Origin of the sequence: uncultured Sphingomonas sp. (assembly GCF_964250165.1) — a bacterium.
Lineage (GTDB): Bacteria > Pseudomonadota > Alphaproteobacteria > Sphingomonadales > Sphingomonadaceae > Sphingomonas.
Window position 1 is genome coordinate 1 of record NZ_CAXUEK010000059.1, and the last position, 16,783, is coordinate 16,783.

Here is a 16,783-nt window from a genome sequence, read left to right on the forward strand (position 1 = left end):
CGATCGCGGTCTTGCCGACGCCGGGCTCGCCGATCAGCACCGGGTTGTTCTTGGTGCGGCGCGCGAGGATCTGGATGGTGCGGCGGATCTCCTCGTCGCGGCCAATGACCGGATCGAGCTTGCCGTCGCGCGCCGCCTGCGTCAGGTCGCGCGCGAACTTCTTGAGCGCGTCGTAGCGGTCCTCGGCGGACGCGGTGTCGGCGGTGCGGCCGCCGCGCAGCTGGTTGATCGCACCGTTCAATCCCTCGGCCGTCGCGCCGCCCGCCTTCAGCGCCTTGCCCGCCGCGGTGTTGAGCGACAGCGCCAGCGCGACCAGCAGCCGCTCGACGGTGACGTAGCTGTCGCCCGCCTTGGCCGCGATCTGCTCGGCCTGATCGAGCACGCGCACTGAATCGGCGTTCAGCCCCGGCGTCGTCTGTGCGCCCGAGCCGGAGACGGCGGGAATGCGCGCCAGCGCCGCGTCCGTCTCGCTCGTCGCCCGGCGCGCGTCGCCGCCGGCCGCTGCGATCAGCCCGGCAGCCATGCCCTGCTCGTCCTCGAGCAGGGCCTTGAGGAGGTGCTCGGGCGCGATCTGCTGGTGGTTCAGGCGGATCGCGACGGTCTGCGCCGATTGCAGGAAACCCTTGGCGCGATCGGTATATTTTTCGAGGTTCATGGCTGTCCCTGTCGGCCTTGGCCGCCGATATGGTGTGATATTTCGGCAACACAAGCGCCAAGCTGGCGCAATGCCGCCGGAGAGCGCAAGGTAGGTAGATGGATGCCGGCCGCCAACCGTTGGAGAACCGCGCCTTCGCGCTGTTCGCGATCGCGGTCACGCTGCTGCTGGGCTGGACGGTGGCGGCGTTCTTCGGGCCGATCCTCTGGGCCGTGGTGCTGGCGGTGGTGTTCATGCCGCTCAACGACCGGCTGCTCGGGCGCTGGCCGGGACGGCCGGGGCGCGCGGCGATCGTCACCTTGCTCATCATCGTCGCCGGGATCGTCACGCCGGTGCTGGTGCTGGGCGGCGCGATCGTCAGCGACGCGGCGGGGCTGATCGAGCGGCTGCGTTCGGGGCAGGTCGACATGGGCCATCTGTTCACCCAGGCGACCGGCGCGCTGCCCGATTGGGCGCAGGGCATCCTCCGGCGCTCCGGCCTGACCGACATCGACGCGGTGGTGCAGCGCGTGTCGGTGGCGGTGCAGCAGCAGATCAGGGGGCTGGCGAGCCGAGCGCTGACGATCGGCTCCGACGCGCTGGGTGCGCTGCTGGGGCTGGCGCTGATGCTCTATCTCACCTTCGGGCTGGTGCGCGACGGGCGGGTGCTGGCGGCGCGGGCGGGCGAGGCGGTGCCGTTGCCGCCGCACCAGCGCGCGGTGCTTGCCGAGCGCTTCGTGGCGGTGGTGCGCGCGACGGTGAAGGGCAGCGTCGTCATGGCCGTCATCCAGGGCACGCTGGGCGGGGTCATCATGGCCGTGCTGGGCGTGCCCGAGGCGCTGCTGTGGGCGGTGGTGATGATGTTCTCGGCGCTGCTGCCGGCAATCGGCTCCGGGCTGGTCTGGGTGCCGGTGTCGCTCTACCTGCTTGCGGTCGGCCATAGCTGGCAGGGCATCGTCATGGCGCTCTCCGGCGCGCTGCTGATCGGCAACGTCGACAATGTGCTGCGGCCGGTGCTGGTCGGCCGCGACACCAAGCTGCCGGGCGCGCTGGTGCTGCTGACGACGCTGGGCGGCCTGTCGGCGTTCGGCTTCAGCGGCCTCGTCATCGGCCCGATCGCCGCCGCGCTGTTCCTGGCGACCTGGCAGATGGTCCGCGAGGAGCGGCTGACGCCCGGCGCCGCGCCTCTCGCCGAGCCCCCGCTTGACTTGCCCGCGCGGGCGGTGAAGGCGCGTCAGTAGGATCAAGGAGCAGATCATGGCGGATGTGGACGGCAGCTGGGATTGCACGGTGAAGTCGCCGCTGGGCGATCAGAAGATGCAGCTGACGGTGCGGAGCGCCGGCGACGCGTGGTCGGGCACCGTCTCGGGCGCGATGGGCTCGAGCGATATCGGCGGCAGCGCGGACGGCGAGACGATCAGCTGGAAGCAGCAGATGACCGTGCCCATGCCGATGACGCTAGACTGCAAGGCGACCGCGAGCGGTGACACGTTGACCGGGACAGTCGGCGCGGGCGCGTTCGGCAGCTTCCCCCTGTCGGGAACGCGGGTCGGCTAAATCCGGCTCAGTGCGCGTCGGGCGAGCGGCAGGACTGCGCCTCGATCCGGTCGAGCTGGCGCAGCAGGTCGTCGAACGGCGCATCGCCATCGAGCGGGAACAGGCGCCGGAACCCCACGCCGAGCAGTTCGACGTCGCGCTGGGTAAGCAGCCCGACCGCGACGATGCGCTCGCAGGAGGGTGGAGGAATGGCCATGCTGGGCGCACCAACGCCGGATGGCACCGCCGGGTCCGTCCGTTGCGCCTTTGCAACGAAGCGATGGCACCCGCGACGCGCCTACCGTGCCATCACGAGCCAGCGCCCGAGCCCGATCAGCGCGATCAGCGCCCAGGCGGTCTCGATCACCGCCGCCGACAGATTGAACGCCGCCGTCAGCGACAGCAGCACCGCCAGCGACCCGAACAGGTTCATCAGCAGCGCCGGCGGCCGCAGCGGATCGAGCCGGCCGGCGACGGTAAGCGCGTAGGCGATCAGCATGGCGAGCACGCCGGCGAGGCCGATCGCGTCGAGGGCCGTAACATGGAGCATGGCTCCCTCTAAACGGTCCTGGCGACGCTTGTCGAAGCGTGTTCGCCGGTCGAGGAACGCCGCATGACCGATCCGCTTGCCCCGCTCGCCGATTGGCGCGAGGTGCCCCGCGTCCGCTGCGCCAACGACCGGCCGGTGCGCGCGCCGGCGGCTTACGTCCTGTGCTGGCTGCAACAGGCGCTGCGCGCGACCGACAACCCCGTGATCGACGCGGCCGTCCGGCTCGGCGAGGCCTGGCGGCTGCCGGTGCTGGTCTATCATGGGGTGCGCGAGGATTATCCGTACGCATCGGATCGGCTGCACCGGTTCATCCTGGGCGCGAGCCGCGATCTGGAGCGCGACGTCCAGGCGCGCGGGCTCGCCTGCGTCCAGTTCATCGATCGCGGCGGCCATCGCGAGAAGGGGCTGGTCTATCGGCTGGCGGCGCAAGCGGCGGCGGTGGTGGCGGAGGACCAGCCGGGCTTCATCGCGCAATGGCAGACGGCCCGGTTCGCGGCGCGGGCGGACGTCGCGACGCTGGTCGTCAACGCCGCCTGCGTGGTGCCGCCGCTGGCGCTCGAGCAGGGGGTCAAGACCACCTCCGCCTTTCGCCGCCGCCACCAGGCTGCGCGTGCCGACTGGTATGGCTGGACCGACGAGCCCGCGACGGTGCCGGCCTACGCAGGCGAGCTGCCCTTTCGTCCCGACCGGCTGGCAGACGTGAGCGATCAGGCGCTCGACGCGCTCGTGGCCGAGTGCCGGATCGACCATCGCCTGCCGGTCGCCGGCGGATTCCCGCCGACCCGCGCGGCGGTGGCGGCGCGGCTGGAGCGGCTGCGCCACGAGGTGCTGCCCGCCTATGCCGAGGCGCGCGGCGACGCGACCCGCGGCGACGGGGCGAGCGCGCTGTCGCCCTATCTCCATTTCGGCGTCGTCGGCCCCCGCGAGGTGGTCGCGGCGGTCGAGGCGGCCGACGTCTCGGCCGAGGAACGCGGTAAGTATCTCGACGAACTGCTCACCTGGCGCGAATGGTTCCATTATCGCGCGCGGTCGCTCGCCGTTCCGGAACACTATGATCGGATCCCCGGCTGGGCGCGGCGCGAGCTGGCCGACCATGCCGGCGATCCCCGCCTCGCGCTGGAGCCGCTTCGTGCGCTGATCGAGGGCGAGACGGCGGACGAGAGCTGGAACGCCTGCCAGAAGCAGTTCCTGCTCGAAGGCTGGATGCACAACAATCTGCGCATGTACTGGGCCAAGCGGCTGATCGCGATGACGCCGAGCCCCCAAGCCGGCTGGGCGACGGCCTGCTACCTCAACGACCGGCTGAGCCTGGACGGGCGCGATCCCGCGACCTGGGGCAACATCGCCTGGGCGTTCGGCGACGCGCAGCCGGGCTACCGGCGCAATCAGGTCTACGGCCTGGTGCCGATCCGCACCGACGCCTCGATCCGGAAACAGGCCGCCGGCCCCGCCTGGCTCGCGCGCGAGGCGGCGCGACCGGGGTTGGCGTTGGACGTGCCTGAGGAAGCGCCGGTCGACCCGTATCTCAGCGGCGAGCTGCCGGTCTGATCCCATTCTCCGTGATCCCCGAGCAGGCGGGGATCCATTCGCGCTGTGCTTCGGCGTCGCTGGCCAGCCAATATGGGTTCCCGCCTGCGCGGGAATGACGATGCCGTGCTTACGGACCCCTCGCCAGCGCCGCCTCCACCGGCGTGAAGCCCGCATCCGCCGCCGGCACGTCCGTCGCGGCATAGGCGATGCCGGTCCCGGCCGCCGGATCGATCCACAGGCCGCTCCGCAGGCCATAGGCGTCGCCGCCATGGCCCAGCCGCGCGGCGCCGTCGCCGAACGGATCGTCGCGGCAGCCCGGCGTCGCGAGAAACGTTACCGCCAGCCCGTAGCCGCAGTAGAAGCCGCCCTCCGTCTCGCCGTTGGTGCCGTCAAAGCGCCACAGCGGCGTTTCCAGCAGCCGCACCGAGCGGCGGCTCAGCACCCGCACCCCGTCCAGCCGGCCGCCGTCCAGCAGCATCCGCCCGATCCGGGCTAGCGCGCGCGCCGAGATGCGCAGGCCGCCCTGCGGCGCGAACATCGCCCCGTTCACGCCCGGCCGCCAGCGCGCCAGGTCGCAGGACGTGTCGCGCGCGGGCGTGACGGGGCAGGCGGCGATCTCCGCCGGCGTGTCCTTGACCGGCTGCCCGTCTCGATAGAGCACGATCGCACGCGCGCGCGTCGCGGGCGCGCAGCCCGCCCAGTTGAAGCAGGCGTCGAGCTGCAGCGGGTTCAGCACCAGCCGCGCCATCAGCCGGTCGAACCGTTCGCCCGTCGCGCGCTCCACCACCGCCGCGACGACGGGCAGGTTCATGTTGGTGTAGCGGAAGAAGGAGCCCGGCGGGTGCTGCGCGTCCCACGCCTTCGGGTCGGCCAGCACCGTGCGCAGGTCGGCGTCGAGCGGCAGGACATAGTCGACGCCGTCCGTCAGGCTGGAACGATGCGACAGCAGCAGGCGCAACGTGATCGGCCGATCGGGGAAGGCCGGGTTGCGCAGCGGCCAGCCGAGCAGCGCGGAGACGTCGGCGTCGAGGTCGAGCCGGTGCTGCTCGACCAGCCGCAGCACGCCGATCGCCGTGACCAGCTTCGAGATGGAAGCGACGCGGACGGGGTCGTCGACGGTGACCACGCGGCCGGTCGCCAGGTCGGCCACGCCGTGTGCAGCGGCCGACGTCTCGCCGTGCCGGTCGAACGCGACGCGCATGGCCGCGACCGGCTGCGCGGCGGCGAGGAGGACGGCGATCATGCCTGGACCGCGTCACCCCGGGCTCGACCCGCGGTCCCGCTTCTCCGGCCGGCCAAGCTAGCGGGACCTCGGCTCAAGGCCGGGGCGACGAGCGGCATACCTCAATACTTGACCTCCACCGCCACCGTGAAGCTGCGTCCGCGCGGGTCTGCGACGCGCGGCTCCCACGAGCTGCCGGCGCCCGTATTCGAGTCATAGGTGATGGCGAAGGGCGGGTCGGTGTTCAGGATGTTCCTGATCCCGAACGTCAGCTCCAGGTTGCGCCGGATGCGCACGCCGGCATTGGCGTTGTAGAGGATGTAATCGTCGACATACGGATTGTAGTCCGGCCGCACCACGGTGCCGTTGGCGATGCCGGGCAGCGCCTGGTTGCGATACCCGTCGCGGAAGATCTGCGAGACGCTCAGCGTCACCTTGTCGTTGGCCCAGGTGAGGAAGACGTTGTGCTTCCATTTCAGCCCCAGATCGCCGGTCAGCGTGAACAGCCCGATCTCGCTCGGGCCATAAGGCGCGCTGGGCAGGAACTTCTCGCGCTTCTTGAGCAGCAGGGTGCCGTCGAAGCCGGCGAGCAGCTGGCCGTTGCCCAATGCGACGCCGGCGTGCGCGGCGAAATCGATACCCTGCGTCCGGCGCGAGCCGATATTGTCGGAGGTCAGGTCCAGGAACGTGATCGCCCTGGTGACGGGGTCGCGGATGATCCGATCCGGGAAATACTGGTAGTTGGCCAGCAGCTGGTCGATGGTCAGCGCGCCAATCGTGTTGTCGACGGCGATGCTCCAGAAGTCGGCGGACGCGCTGAAGTGACGCGAGGGCTCGAACACGACGCCGCCGCCGAACTCCTTGGATGTCTCCGGCCCCAGCTTGAGGTTGCCGCCGGTCAGCGTGTCGGGCGTGATCGCCGCACAGCCGGGAATCGCCGAGTTGACCGTGCCCTGCGGGCAGGTGCTCGGATCGACGCGCGTGTTGCCCGGATTGGGCGAATCGGTGATGCCGTTATAGATCTGGTTGAACGTCGGCACGCGGAAGCCGGTGTTGTAGGAGCCGCGGAACATCAGCCAGCTGGTCGGCCGGAACTTGGCCGTGACCTTGGGATTCACGGTGCTGCCGAAGCCGGTATAGTCGTCGACGCGGCCGGCGACGTCGATCTCCAGCGGTTTCAGGATCGGGATCGACAGCTCGCCATAGGCGGCCTTCACGTCGCGATGCACCTCCTTCAGGGCGTTCACATTGTCGAAGGCGGCATTGAAGATGTCCGGCGACGCCAGCGCCGCCGCGTCCGAGCCGTTGAAATTGTACATCTCGCGCCGATAGTCGACACCCAGCGCCAGTTGCGCCGTGCCGCCCGGCAGGCGGAAGAGCTTGCCCGAGACCGAGCCGTCGGCCTGCACCACCGAATATTTACCGCCGTAGAGCCGCACGCCGCGCGCGGAGACCGCCTCCAGCCCCGCCTCCGCCGCCGGCGATTGGGTGAGCGAGAAGGGATTGAGGATGCCGCTGTTGAACAGCCCGACGATGCCCGGCGCGCTCGCGCCCGGCGCGGTCGGGGCGCGCGGATCGGCCTTGCCCACCGCCGCGCCCGCGACGCCCGAGGCGGCGGCCGCCGCCGCGCTCGCGAACGTGCCGCGATACTGATAGCCGCCGCCGAGCACCGAGGTCGCCATGCTGTCCGCGTAGGAGGCGCCGGTGCGGTATTCCCAGCCGTCGAACAGCGGCCCCTCCGCACCCACCGCGCCGCGGAAGGTCTTGGTGTCGGTGTCGTAGGTGCGCACGCCGCACTCGATGCAGCGATAGCGGAAGGCGATCGGCTTGCCGTAATTGGCCGCGATCGCCGGGAACACCGCGACCAGCTGGTCGTAGACGGCGTTGTAGGTCGGGGCGGTCAGCGCGTTCAGCGGATAGGCGATCGGCAGCGACGTGTTGTTCGCCGAATACTGGTTTTCCGAGAAGCGCTTGGACGAGCTCGCGTCGGAGCCGGTAACCTCCGCGAACAGCTCGTGGCGGCCGAGCTTCACGGTCGCGCGGCCGTAATAGGTCAGCGTTTCCAGCGGCTGCTGCAGCACCGCCGCGCGGCCGGTGTCGTAGGCGCAGGCGTAGCGCGCCGAAGGGTTGGACCAGAGCTGATAATCATAAGGCAGCCCGCCGTCGAACGAGCCGCAGCCCGCGCCACCGGGCAGGTTCAGCGTGTTGATGCCGCCGTTCGCCAGCGTCGTCGTGCCGGGGATGACCAGCCGCGACAACAGCGTCGCGCCCGTCGTTCCGCCCAGCAGCGTGCCGGTCTGGGTGATGCCGACGCCGGCAACGGTGGGGTTGATCGGGAAGGCGGTGGCGATCGGCGTGCCGCGCGTGTCGATCGACAGCCCGCGGTTCGGCTGGTTGCCGTTCACGAAGTCGCGGTCCTTGCCGTAGAGCACGCCGTTCCAGCTCTTCGACACCGAGCCCATGATGTTGAAGTGCTGCGTCTGCAGGTCGCCGACGCCCGTGGTCGCGGACAGGCGATAGATCGGCGCGTCGCCGGCTTGCGTGATGTCGGCGAAGCCGGCCAGGTCGATGCCGGTAAAGTCCTTCTTGGTGATGAAGTTGATGACGCCGCCGACCGCGTCGGTGCCGTAGATCGCCGACGCGCCGTCCTTCAGCACCTCCACCCGGTCGATCGCCGCAAAGGGGATCTGGTTCACGTCCACCGCCGAGCCGGTCAGCCCGTGCGCGGCGACGCGGCGGCCGTTGAGCAGCACCAGCGTCGAGGCGGAGCCCTGGCCGCGCAGGTTCGCCGCCGACAGGCCGTTGGTGCCGCGCTGCGCCCCGCTCGTCACGTCGCTGTTGGAGGCGAGGTTGTCCGCGCCGTTGCCGTTGACCGACAGGAAGGAGATCAGCTGCTCGGGGCTGTTGATGCCCTCGCGCGACAGGTCCTTGGTGGTGATGATCTGCAGGGGCAGCGCCGAATTGTTCGGGTCCTGCTTGATCCGCGAGCCGGTGACCAGCACCTCCCGCCCGGTGTCGCCGCGCCCCGCATCGGCGTCGCCGCCCTCCGCGCCCGCGCCGGTGGTCGGCGTCTGCGCGCCGGTCGGGGTCGCTCCCTGCGGCGTCGATTGCGCGGCCGGGACCTGCGCCCCGGCGGCCGTCGCCGCCAAGGCCGCCAGCGCCACGCCCGCGAGCCATGCCTGTCGCGTCGTCACCATCATCCGCATCTGCCGTCCCCCCGGGCGCCGCTCCCTCGCGGTCTTCCCGTCGCGCATTAAGCAACAAATCCGTCATCAAACGCCAGAGGGAAAATGACCGGCCATTGACTTGACGCGCGCGCGTGGCGGACGCTGGCGCGATGGAGATGGCGGTCGAGGCGGCGGCGTTCGCGCGGGAGCGGCGGGCAGGGCGACCGCCACGGTCGCGCATGGCGCTCTACCTGCTGCTCGGCTTTTCCGCCGGGCTGCCCTTCTACATGTTCAACGCCACCCTGCTGTTCCGCCTGACGCGGCACGGGGTGGACATCGTCACGGTCGGCTTCTTCGCCTGGGTGGCGCTGCTGCCGGCGTTCAAGTTCGCCTGGGCGCCGCTGCTCGACCGCTATGCCGTCCCCGGCTTCGCGCGCTTCTGGGGCCGGCGGCGCGGCTGGATCATGCTGGCGCAGCTCGGCATCGCGGCCTCGCTCGGCGCGATGGCGGCGACCGCGTCGGATCGCAGCCTGCCGCTGACCGCGCTGTTCGCGACGCTGCTCGCCTTCTGGACGACGACGCTGGAGGTCGCCGCCGACGCCTGGCGGATCGAGCTGGCGCCGACCGCCGCGGCGCAGGGGCCGCTGGTGGCCGCGAACCTGTGGGGCTATCGCAGCGCCATGGTCGCGGCGAGCGGCGGCGCGATCTGGCTCTCGACGCTGGGCGGCGGCGACAGCTGGGGGCTCGCTTACGCCGCCATCGCGGTGATCGCGTTCCTGCCCTTCCCCATCCTCGCCGCCATGCCCCCGACCGGGGAGGGCGGCGGCCGCGGCGTGGCGCTCGCGACCGGTCTGGCGGCGAGCGGCACGGCGCTGCTCGCCAGCGGCGGCATCGCCGCGGCAATCGGCTGGGCGGGGCTGCGTCTCGCCGTGGCGGCCGGCGTCTCGGCCAAGACCAACGTCACCATCCCCGTGCTGGTCCTCGCGCTCGCGCCGTTCGCCGCGCTGGCGGCGCTGCTGCCGGCGATCCGCCGGTTGGCCGCCGATGCGCCGGCGCGACGCTCGGCCGCGATCGGGCCCTATGTCGACCTGTTCTGGAGCTATGGGTTCCAGACGCTGCCGGTGCTCGCCTTCGTGTCGATCTACCGCATGGGCGACGTCATGGCGCTGACCTTGTCGCACCCGCTGTTCAACGCGCTCGGCTACGCGCCCGCGGCGGTCGGCGTCGCGGACAGCTGGGTGACGATCCCGGCGAGCATGGCGGGCGTGGCGCTGGGCGGCTGGCTCGGCGCGCGCGCGCCGCTCGGGCGGACGCTGGCGGTCGGCGCGGCGATGTCGGCGGTGAGCAACTGGGCGTTCGCCTGGCTGGCGCGCGCGCCGGTCGGCGAGCCGGCGCTCTACGGCGCGATGGCGGTCGACCAGTTCGGCCACGGCTTTGCCGGGGCGGTGTTCGTCATCTATCTGTCGCTGCTGGTGAACCCCCGCTTCCCCGGCGCGCAATACGCCTTCCTCTCCGGTTTCGCCTTCCTGCTGCCGCGCCTGCTGGCGGGCGCGTCCGGCGCGATGGCGCAGCGCTGGGGCTATGACGGGTTCTTCGCGCTGACGGGGGCGATGAGCCTGGCCGCGGTGCTGCTGCTGCCGGTGGCGATCCGGGCGAGGCCGCGCGCCGATGCTTGAGGCCGCCTTCGCGCCCACGGCCGCGGCGGTGGCGTCCGGCGCGATCCCGGGTGCTGCGCTGGGCGTCGTCGCCGCGGACGGGCGGCGCTGGGTGGCCGTGGCGGGGCAGGCGGCCCTCGTTCCTTCGCACGAGCTGCTGACGCGCGCGCACTGGTTCGATCTCGCCTCCCTCACCAAGCCGGTCGCCACCGCGACGATGATCCTGCGGTTGGCCGACGCGGGCGCGCTCGACCTCGATCGGCCGCTGACGGACGCCATCCCCGATCTGCGCCAGTATGACCTGACCGCGCCCGAGCGCCGTCTGACCTTCCGCGACTGCCTGGCGCATCGCACCCACCTGCCTGCGGTGGAGCCCGTCTACACCTATGGCGATGACGCGGCGAGGCTGAAGGCGTTTATCCTCCAGCGCGAGTGGCGGGCCGGCCCGCCGGTCTATTCCGACGTCAATTACATGCTGCTCGGCATCGCAATCGAGCGGCTGACGGGCGCGCCGCTCACCGCCTGGGCGTTGCCGGCAGGGCTGAGCTACGGTCCGCCGCCCGGGCCCGCGGTGGCCACCGAGGCGTGCCCGTGGCGCGGCCGCGTGCTCCAGGGCGAGGTGCATGACGAGAATGCGGCGGCACTGGGCGGCGCGGCGGGCCATGCCGGGCTGTTCGGCACGGTCGACGGCGTGCTCGACCATGCCCAGGGCCTGCTCGACGGCAGCGGCGCCTCGCCGGCGATGCTGGCCGCGATCCGCACGCCGGTGAACGCGGCGCGTACCTGCGGCTGGGACAGTCGCGTCGCGGGTTGGCCCGGCAGCGACGCCTGCGCGCCCGGCACGATAGGCCATACCGGCTTCACCGGCACGGGGCTGTGGATCGATGTCGCCCGCGGCCTCGCCTGGACGCTGCTGACCAACCGCGTCCACCCCACGCGCCACGGCGCGGCCGCCGCGACCATCGTCGCGCTCCGGCCCGCGACCGGGGATGCGGTGGTGGCGGCGTTCGACCGGGGCGGCGCTTAAGGTCGATCCTGTTCCACATGAAGAACCGTCATCCCCGCCTGCGCGGGGATGACGGTTCTCAAGCGACCAAAGCCGACGGGACCCCCCTCATCATCGCCGGTGCGCCCGCGCCCTCAAATCTCGTCGATCATCCCCGCCAGCGTCTCCAGGCAGGCGACGCCCAGCCGCTTGCAGCGCTCGGGCGACCAGCCGTGATCGGGATCGGGGTTCAGGTCGTGATCCTTGAACGGCATCTCCAGCGTGACCGACACGGCGCCGAAGCGTTCGGCGAGCTGGTTGGTCGACATCGACAGGTTGGCATTGCCGGCGCTCGCCTTCTCATAGCCGCGTTCGGTCTGGAAGTCCGGTGTATGCGCGGCGAGGCGGTGGCCGAATGCGTAGAACTTGGCCCCGTGATCCTCGCTCCAGGACGGGATGCCTTCATAGCCGGCGATGAAATTGGCCGGGATCGCCTCGTCGCCATGCACGTCGATGGCGAAATCGACTCCCGTCGCGTCCATCGCGTCGCGCACGCACAGCACTTCCGGGCTGCGCTCGGCCGAGGGCGCGTGCCATTCGCGGTTGAGGTTCACGCCGGCGGCGTTGGTGCGCAGGTGGCCCCGCCGCGTGCCGTCCGGGTTCATGTTGGGCACGACATGCACCGTCGCGGCGGCGAGCAGCGGTGCGGCGGCGGCGCTCGTCAACCATTCCAGCGCCCCCTCCATCCACCATTCCGCCATCGGCTCGCCGGGATGCTGGCGGCCGTAGAGCCACACTTGCTTGGGTCCGGCGCCGAGGCGCAGATAGTCGATCGCCTGCCCGTCCAGGCTCCGTCCCAGCTCGCGATGCGCGACGCCGGCGGCGAGCGCCGTGTGCGCCACCAGCGCGGCGTGCCGCTCCATCGAATAGGGCGCAAAATAGGCGAACCAGGCGAGCGGTGTGGCAAACGTCCAGCGCCACTCCAGCACGCCGCCCTCGTAGCGGGTCTCCGCCAGCCGCCACGTCTCGCGGTCGGTGCTGGCGCGCGTGCTGTAGCCCGGCCAGCCGCGCGGATAGGCGGAGCCTGCGGCATTGAGGATGCGGAAGGTCAGCGTCCGGCCGGCCGCGCCTGCCACGCGGAAGTGGAACCACTGGTAGAAGTCGGACTGCCGGTCCTTGACGATCTCCAGGTCGATCCGGTCGCCCTCGATCCCGACGACCCGGATATTGCCGCCGTCGAACGCGGCGTTGACGCTGATGCTCATGGCACGCTGATAGTGCGCCCCGACTCGCCCGGGAACCCCGTGAACAGCGCCGCCGCGAGCCGATCGGCCACCGCGTCCTCGGTCACGTCGCGGCGCCGCATGTCGGTCGCGGTGCGCGCGTGCCCCTCCCACATGGTGGTCTGGTCCGCGCGGCGCTTGATGAGGACGGACAGCTCGGTCTGCACCCAGGCGGAGGCACGGCCGCCGACCGGAAACGCGACGCCGCCGCCCAGCCCGACGCCGCCGCCCCGCCCGCCGCTGAAGCCGCCGCCGCCGATCCCGATGCTGATCGGCGAACGTCGTGGCGGACCCTGCACCTCGCGCTGCTGCACGTCCACCACCGCCACATAGGGCGCGGGGGCGCCGGCGGCCGGGGGATAGCCCGCCTGGCCGAGCTGGCGCGCCACCGCCGCCTCATAGGGCCGCGTCATCAGCCCGGGGCGGGCACTCTCCACCGTCGCCGCGCCGCGCTCCACGCCGTCGGGCAGATGATAGCGGATCACCTCGGCCGGCGGGCCGCCGCCGGTGGTGGCGCAGGCGGCGAGCGCGAGCGGGGCGGCGAGCAGGGATGCGAGCGGGAAGCGGTTCATGGACGGTGGACCTGATCTTGACTAGACGCCCCTAACGCACCGATCGCCCGTGCGGCTCCCGGTTGACTTTGCGGGGCTGCCTCCATAGGCGGGCGCGTCCATTTTCCCGCGTGTCACAGAAGAATCCTGCCATGAAAATCCGCAATTCGCTGAAGTCGCTGAAGGATCGTCATCGCGACAACCGCGTCATCCGCCGTCGCGGCCGCACCTACGTCATCAACAAGACGCAGCGCCGCTTCAAGGCGCGCCAGGGCTGAGCCCGAGCGAGCGGATCGGCGAGGCTGATCCGCGTCTCTCGCGAGGGCCCGGCCGGCAGCGCGGAGCGCCGTCCGACGACGCGGGATTTACTCCCGCGTCGGGGCCCGATCAAAGCGATATGCGCCACCCCACGGCCGTCATCTTCGACATCGGTCGTGTCCTTTATCGGTGGGACCCGCGGTTCCTCTACGAGCGCCTCATCCCCGAGGGCGAGGAGCTCGACGCGTTCCTGCGCGACGTGCTCACGACCGAGTGGCATTTCCAGCACGACGCGGGCCGCGATTTCGCGGACACCTCCGCCGAGCTGATCGCCGCGCATCCGCACCACCGCGCGCTGATCGAGGCCTGGTCGCCGCGCTTCCTCGAAAGCATTCCCGGCCCGGTCGAGGGCATGCCGGCGCTGGTCGACGCGCTGCACGCGCGCGGCGTGCCGCTGTACGCGATCACCAATTTCTCGCACGAGTTCTGGCCGCCGTTCCGGCAGCAGGAGGCGGCGATGTTCGACCGCTTCCGCGCCATCGTCGTGTCGGGCGAGGAGAAACTGGTGAAGCCCGATCCTGCCATCTACGCCCTGGCGCTCCGACGCTTCGGGCTGGAGGCGGCGCGCACCGTGTTCGTCGACGACAGCGCGGCGAACGTGGCGGGCGCCACCGCCGCCGGCCTGATCGCGCTGTACTTCACCGACGCGCCGACGCTGCGGCGGGAACTGGAGCAGTTCGGGCTACTTGACTGAGCCTGGCTGAGCGTACACATGTGCACACAAGAGGTGCATGATGGAAATGTCGGTTCGCGAGGCTCGTGCGCAATTTGCCGTCGCCCTGTCCGCCGCCGAGCGTGGCGAACGCGTGACGATCACCAAGCACGGCAGGGCCGTGGCCGAGCTTGGCCCTCCCTCGCCCGAACCCAAGCGGAAATGGGATTGGGACGAGTTCGACCGCGTTCAGGAAAAGCTCGGCCTTCCAAAGCCTTCGCGACCGCTCGACGCGGCTTGGCAGGAATGGTTTGACGGCCCGGAACTCGCGAAAGAGATCTGGGGCGATGACTACGCGTGAAGCTCCTGCTCGATACGCAGATGCTCATCCTGCTGATGACGGATCGCCGGCAGCTTGCGAACAGCGAAGACGCCGCCATCAAAGATGCCGAGGACCTGATCGTGTCGACACTGTCGCTGATGGAGCTGCGCATCAAGGCCCGCGCGGAGCGCCGTCGCGGCTTGACGCCGTCCATCCCCCTGCCGGTGGACGCCGTCGCTTTCTGCGAAGGCCATCGGATCGTCGTTCACCCGCTTGCGCCGGCGGATACGATCGTCACGCTTGAGGACGACCCGCCGCATGGTGATCCCTTCGACGAGTTACTGCTCGCCCACGCGCAGGCTCTGCAGGCGAAACTCTTGACCCGCGACAACAAGCTCGTCCGCCACCCGCTCGCCTATCAGCCATAGCCCTTCAGCTCGTCGCCGACGATCCGCACGACGTGCAGCACGTTGGTGGCGCCCGGCGTGCGGAAGGGGACGCCGGCAAGCACGATCACCCGGTCGCCGGCGCGCGCGATGTTGTGGCGCAGCGCCATGCGCTTGGCCTTGGCGACCATCTCCTCGAAGTTTTCCACGTCGCGGGTGTGGACGGCGTGCGCGCCCCACAACAGGCCCGCGCGCCGTGCCGTCGCCAGGCTGGGCGTGAGCACCAGCAGCGGCGCCGAGGGCCGCTCGCGCGCGACACGCCGCGCCGTCGAGCCGGAGGTGGTGTAGCAGACGATCGCCGCCGCCCCGACCGTCATCGCGATCGTCTTCGCCGCCTCGGCCAGCGCGTCGGCGGTGGTGGGATCGGGCTTGGTGACCGTGAAGTGGATGCGGTCGCCATGCCCGGGATCGCGCTCCACCGCCTCGCCGATCGCGTTCATCATCGCCACCGATTCGACCGGCCAGGCGCCCGCCGCGCTCTCGGCGGAGAGCATGATCGCGTCCGCGCCGTCATAGATCGCGGTCGCGACGTCGGACACCTCGGCCCGCGTCGGCGAGGGCGACGAGATCATGCTCTCCAGCATCTGCGTCGCCACCACCACCGGCCGGCCCAGCCGCCGCGAGACCTCGACGATGCGCTTCTGGAGCGGCGGCACCACCTGCGGCGGCAGCTCGACGCCCAGGTCGCCGCGCGCCACCATCACGCCGTCGCATTGCTCGACGATCTCGTCGAGCCGGTCGATCGCGGCGGGCTTCTCGATCTTGGCGAGCAGCGCCGCCTTGCCGCCGATCAGCCGGCGCGCCTCCATCAGGTCCTCGGGCCGCTGCACGAACGACAGCGCGATCCAGTCGACCCCCTCGTTGATCGCGAAGGCGAGATCGCTGCGGTCCTTCTCGGTCAGCGCCGCCATTGGCACCACCACGTCGGGGACGTTCAGCCCCTTGTTATCGGACAGCATCCCGCCGACCTCGATCGTCGTGACGATCCGGTCGGCATCGTGCTCGACCACGCGCAGCACCAGCTTGCCGTCATCCAGCAGCAGCCGCGCGCCCGGCGTGATCGCCGCGAAGATCTCGCGGTGCGGCAGCTCGACGCGCGTCGCGTCGCCCGGGGTCGGATCGCGGTCGAGCGCGAAGCGCGCGCCGGTCGTCAGCGCCGCCCGCCCGCCGGCGAAGCGCCCGACCCGCAGCTTGGGGCCCTGCAGGTCGGCGAGAATGGTGGTCGGCCGGCCCCAGCGTTTCTCCAGCGCGCGGATGGCGGCGATGATCGCGACCTTGCCGGCCTGGTCGCCATGGCTCATGTTGATGCGGAAGGCGTCGGCCCCCGCGCGCCACAGCGCCTCCACCATCTCGGGCGTGCTGGACGCGGGGCCGAGCGTCGCCAGCACGCGGACCTTGCGCGAACGCGGCGTGATGGCTTTGGTCATGTCGGCTTCCCGGGGATGAGGCGCGGCGCCGCTCTAGCCGTTAATGACCCCCACGCAACGCGGAGAATACGAATGGACCCGCTCGACCAGCTCGACGATGCGGCCGCCGCCGCGGCCTTCCGCCGGCTGGTGCGCCACCTGCGCCACCGCGCCGATGCGCAGAACGTCGACCTGATGGGATTGGCCGGTTTCTGCCGCAACTGCCTGTCGGAATGGGTGGAGGACGCCGCGGGCCTGGACCGCGATGCCGCCCGCGGCATTGTCTATGGCGAGCCCTACGCCGCGTGGAAGGCGCGCCAGCCCGAGGCCACGCCCGCGCAGCTCGCGCGCATGGCGGAAAGTCAGCGGCGCAATCCTTGAAGGCCGCCGCATGCCTCGCCTACACGGCCGCCGGTTCCGATTCACCAGCGAAAGAGCATCATGACCGACAACGTGTCCGCCGAGCAGCTGCGCCAGTTCATCGAGCGCATCGAGCGGCTGGAGGAGGAGAAGCGCGGCTTCGCCG

At 71.0% G+C, this 16,783-nt stretch carries 19 protein-coding genes; 11 read left to right on the plus strand and 8 right to left on the minus strand.

What is annotated here, in order from left to right:
- Positions 1–655: Clp protease N-terminal domain-containing protein (locus ACFE64_RS11605; protein ID WP_375392624.1), on the minus strand; the 655-nt coding region annotated here is incomplete at its 3' end.
- Between the two features lie 98 nt (positions 656–753).
- On the opposite strand from ACFE64_RS11605, the gene ACFE64_RS11610 reads away from it, so the two are divergent.
- Positions 754–1,875 carry an AI-2E family transporter gene (locus tag ACFE64_RS11610; RefSeq protein ID WP_375392625.1) on the plus strand — a complete coding sequence of 374 codons (1,122 nt, stop codon included), beginning with the start codon at positions 754–756 and terminating at the stop codon, positions 1,873–1,875.
- Positions 1,876–1,891: 16 nt separating this feature from the next.
- A complete protein-coding gene (locus tag ACFE64_RS11615; RefSeq protein ID WP_375392626.1) occupies positions 1,892–2,191 on the plus strand; it encodes a hypothetical protein in 300 nt (99 codons plus the stop codon).
- A gap of 7 nt (positions 2,192–2,198) precedes the next feature.
- Here the strand turns inward: ACFE64_RS11615 and ACFE64_RS11620 are convergent, their stop codons facing one another.
- Complete coding sequence (locus ACFE64_RS11620; RefSeq protein ID WP_375392627.1) at positions 2,199–2,387, minus strand: hypothetical protein; 189 nt, start codon at positions 2,385–2,387, stop codon at positions 2,199–2,201.
- An 81-nt stretch (positions 2,388–2,468) separates the two neighbouring features.
- Positions 2,469–2,720 carry a hypothetical protein gene (locus ACFE64_RS11625; RefSeq protein ID WP_375392628.1) on the minus strand — a complete coding sequence of 84 codons (252 nt, stop codon included), beginning with the start codon at positions 2,718–2,720 and terminating at the stop codon, positions 2,469–2,471.
- Positions 2,721–2,783: 63 nt separating this feature from the next.
- Between ACFE64_RS11625 and ACFE64_RS11630 the strand changes: the two genes are divergently transcribed.
- A complete protein-coding gene (locus tag ACFE64_RS11630; RefSeq protein WP_375392629.1) occupies positions 2,784–4,268 on the plus strand; it encodes a deoxyribodipyrimidine photo-lyase in 1,485 nt (494 codons plus the stop codon).
- Positions 4,269–4,377: 109 nt separating this feature from the next.
- Here ACFE64_RS11630 and ACFE64_RS11635 read toward each other — a convergent pair whose 3' ends face one another.
- Complete coding sequence (locus ACFE64_RS11635; RefSeq protein WP_375392630.1) at positions 4,378–5,493, minus strand: serine hydrolase domain-containing protein; 1,116 nt, start codon at positions 5,491–5,493, stop codon at positions 4,378–4,380.
- A gap of 101 nt (positions 5,494–5,594) precedes the next feature.
- Positions 5,595–8,678 carry a TonB-dependent receptor domain-containing protein gene (locus tag ACFE64_RS11640; protein ID WP_375392631.1) on the minus strand — a complete coding sequence of 1,028 codons (3,084 nt, stop codon included), beginning with the start codon at positions 8,676–8,678 and terminating at the stop codon, positions 5,595–5,597.
- Positions 8,679–8,791: 113 nt separating this feature from the next.
- Here ACFE64_RS11640 and ACFE64_RS11645 point away from each other — a divergent pair, with 113 nt between their 5' ends.
- Together ACFE64_RS11645 and ACFE64_RS11650 are read left to right on the plus strand one after the other, a co-directional pair.
- Entirely contained in the window at positions 8,792–10,315 is a 1,524-nt protein-coding gene (locus ACFE64_RS11645; protein WP_375392632.1) for a permease, read from the plus strand.
- Entirely contained in the window at positions 10,308–11,321 is a 1,014-nt protein-coding gene (locus ACFE64_RS11650) for a serine hydrolase domain-containing protein (RefSeq protein ID WP_375392633.1), read from the plus strand. The genes ACFE64_RS11645 and ACFE64_RS11650 overlap by 8 nt, the downstream gene beginning before the upstream one ends.
- Positions 11,322–11,434: 113 nt before the next feature.
- Here the strand turns inward: ACFE64_RS11650 and ACFE64_RS11655 are convergent, their stop codons facing one another.
- A complete protein-coding gene (locus ACFE64_RS11655) occupies positions 11,435–12,544 on the minus strand; it encodes a M14-type cytosolic carboxypeptidase (RefSeq protein ID WP_375392634.1) in 1,110 nt (369 codons plus the stop codon).
- The gene (locus tag ACFE64_RS11660) at positions 12,541–13,134 is read right to left on the minus strand and encodes a hypothetical protein (RefSeq protein ID WP_375392635.1); all 594 of its coding nucleotides are present in this window, start codon (positions 13,132–13,134) and stop codon (positions 12,541–12,543) included. Before ACFE64_RS11660 ends, ACFE64_RS11655 begins: the two co-directional genes overlap by 4 nt.
- Before the next feature lie 131 nt (positions 13,135–13,265).
- On the opposite strand from ACFE64_RS11660, the gene ykgO reads away from it, so the two are divergent.
- From ykgO to ACFE64_RS11680, 4 genes are all read left to right on the plus strand, one after another.
- Positions 13,266–13,391, plus strand: coding sequence for a type B 50S ribosomal protein L36 (ykgO, locus tag ACFE64_RS11665; RefSeq protein ID WP_008069451.1), 126 nt, complete (start codon positions 13,266–13,268; stop codon positions 13,389–13,391).
- Between the two features lie 119 nt (positions 13,392–13,510).
- Complete coding sequence (locus ACFE64_RS11670) at positions 13,511–14,125, plus strand: HAD-IA family hydrolase (RefSeq protein ID WP_375392636.1); 615 nt, start codon at positions 13,511–13,513, stop codon at positions 14,123–14,125.
- Between the two features lie 40 nt (positions 14,126–14,165).
- The gene (locus ACFE64_RS11675; protein WP_375392637.1) at positions 14,166–14,444 is read left to right on the plus strand and encodes a type II toxin-antitoxin system Phd/YefM family antitoxin; all 279 of its coding nucleotides are present in this window, start codon (positions 14,166–14,168) and stop codon (positions 14,442–14,444) included.
- Positions 14,441–14,833, plus strand: coding sequence for a type II toxin-antitoxin system VapC family toxin (locus tag ACFE64_RS11680; RefSeq protein WP_375392638.1), 393 nt, complete (start codon positions 14,441–14,443; stop codon positions 14,831–14,833). Before ACFE64_RS11675 ends, ACFE64_RS11680 begins: the two co-directional genes overlap by 4 nt.
- Here the strand turns inward: ACFE64_RS11680 and pyk are convergent.
- Positions 14,824–16,278 carry a pyruvate kinase gene (gene pyk / locus ACFE64_RS11685; RefSeq protein ID WP_375392639.1) on the minus strand — a complete coding sequence of 485 codons (1,455 nt, stop codon included), beginning with the start codon at positions 16,276–16,278 and terminating at the stop codon, positions 14,824–14,826. The genes ACFE64_RS11680 and pyk overlap by 10 nt on opposite strands.
- A 72-nt stretch (positions 16,279–16,350) precedes the next feature.
- Between pyk and ACFE64_RS11690 the strand changes: the two genes are divergently transcribed.
- The gene (locus ACFE64_RS11690; RefSeq protein WP_375392640.1) at positions 16,351–16,638 is read left to right on the plus strand and encodes a DUF1244 domain-containing protein; all 288 of its coding nucleotides are present in this window, start codon (positions 16,351–16,353) and stop codon (positions 16,636–16,638) included.
- 60 nt (positions 16,639–16,698) lie between these two features.
- Positions 16,699–16,783, plus strand: an 85-nt coding sequence (locus ACFE64_RS11695; protein ID WP_375392641.1) for a GapR family DNA-binding domain-containing protein, incomplete at its 3' end; no start/stop codon positions are given.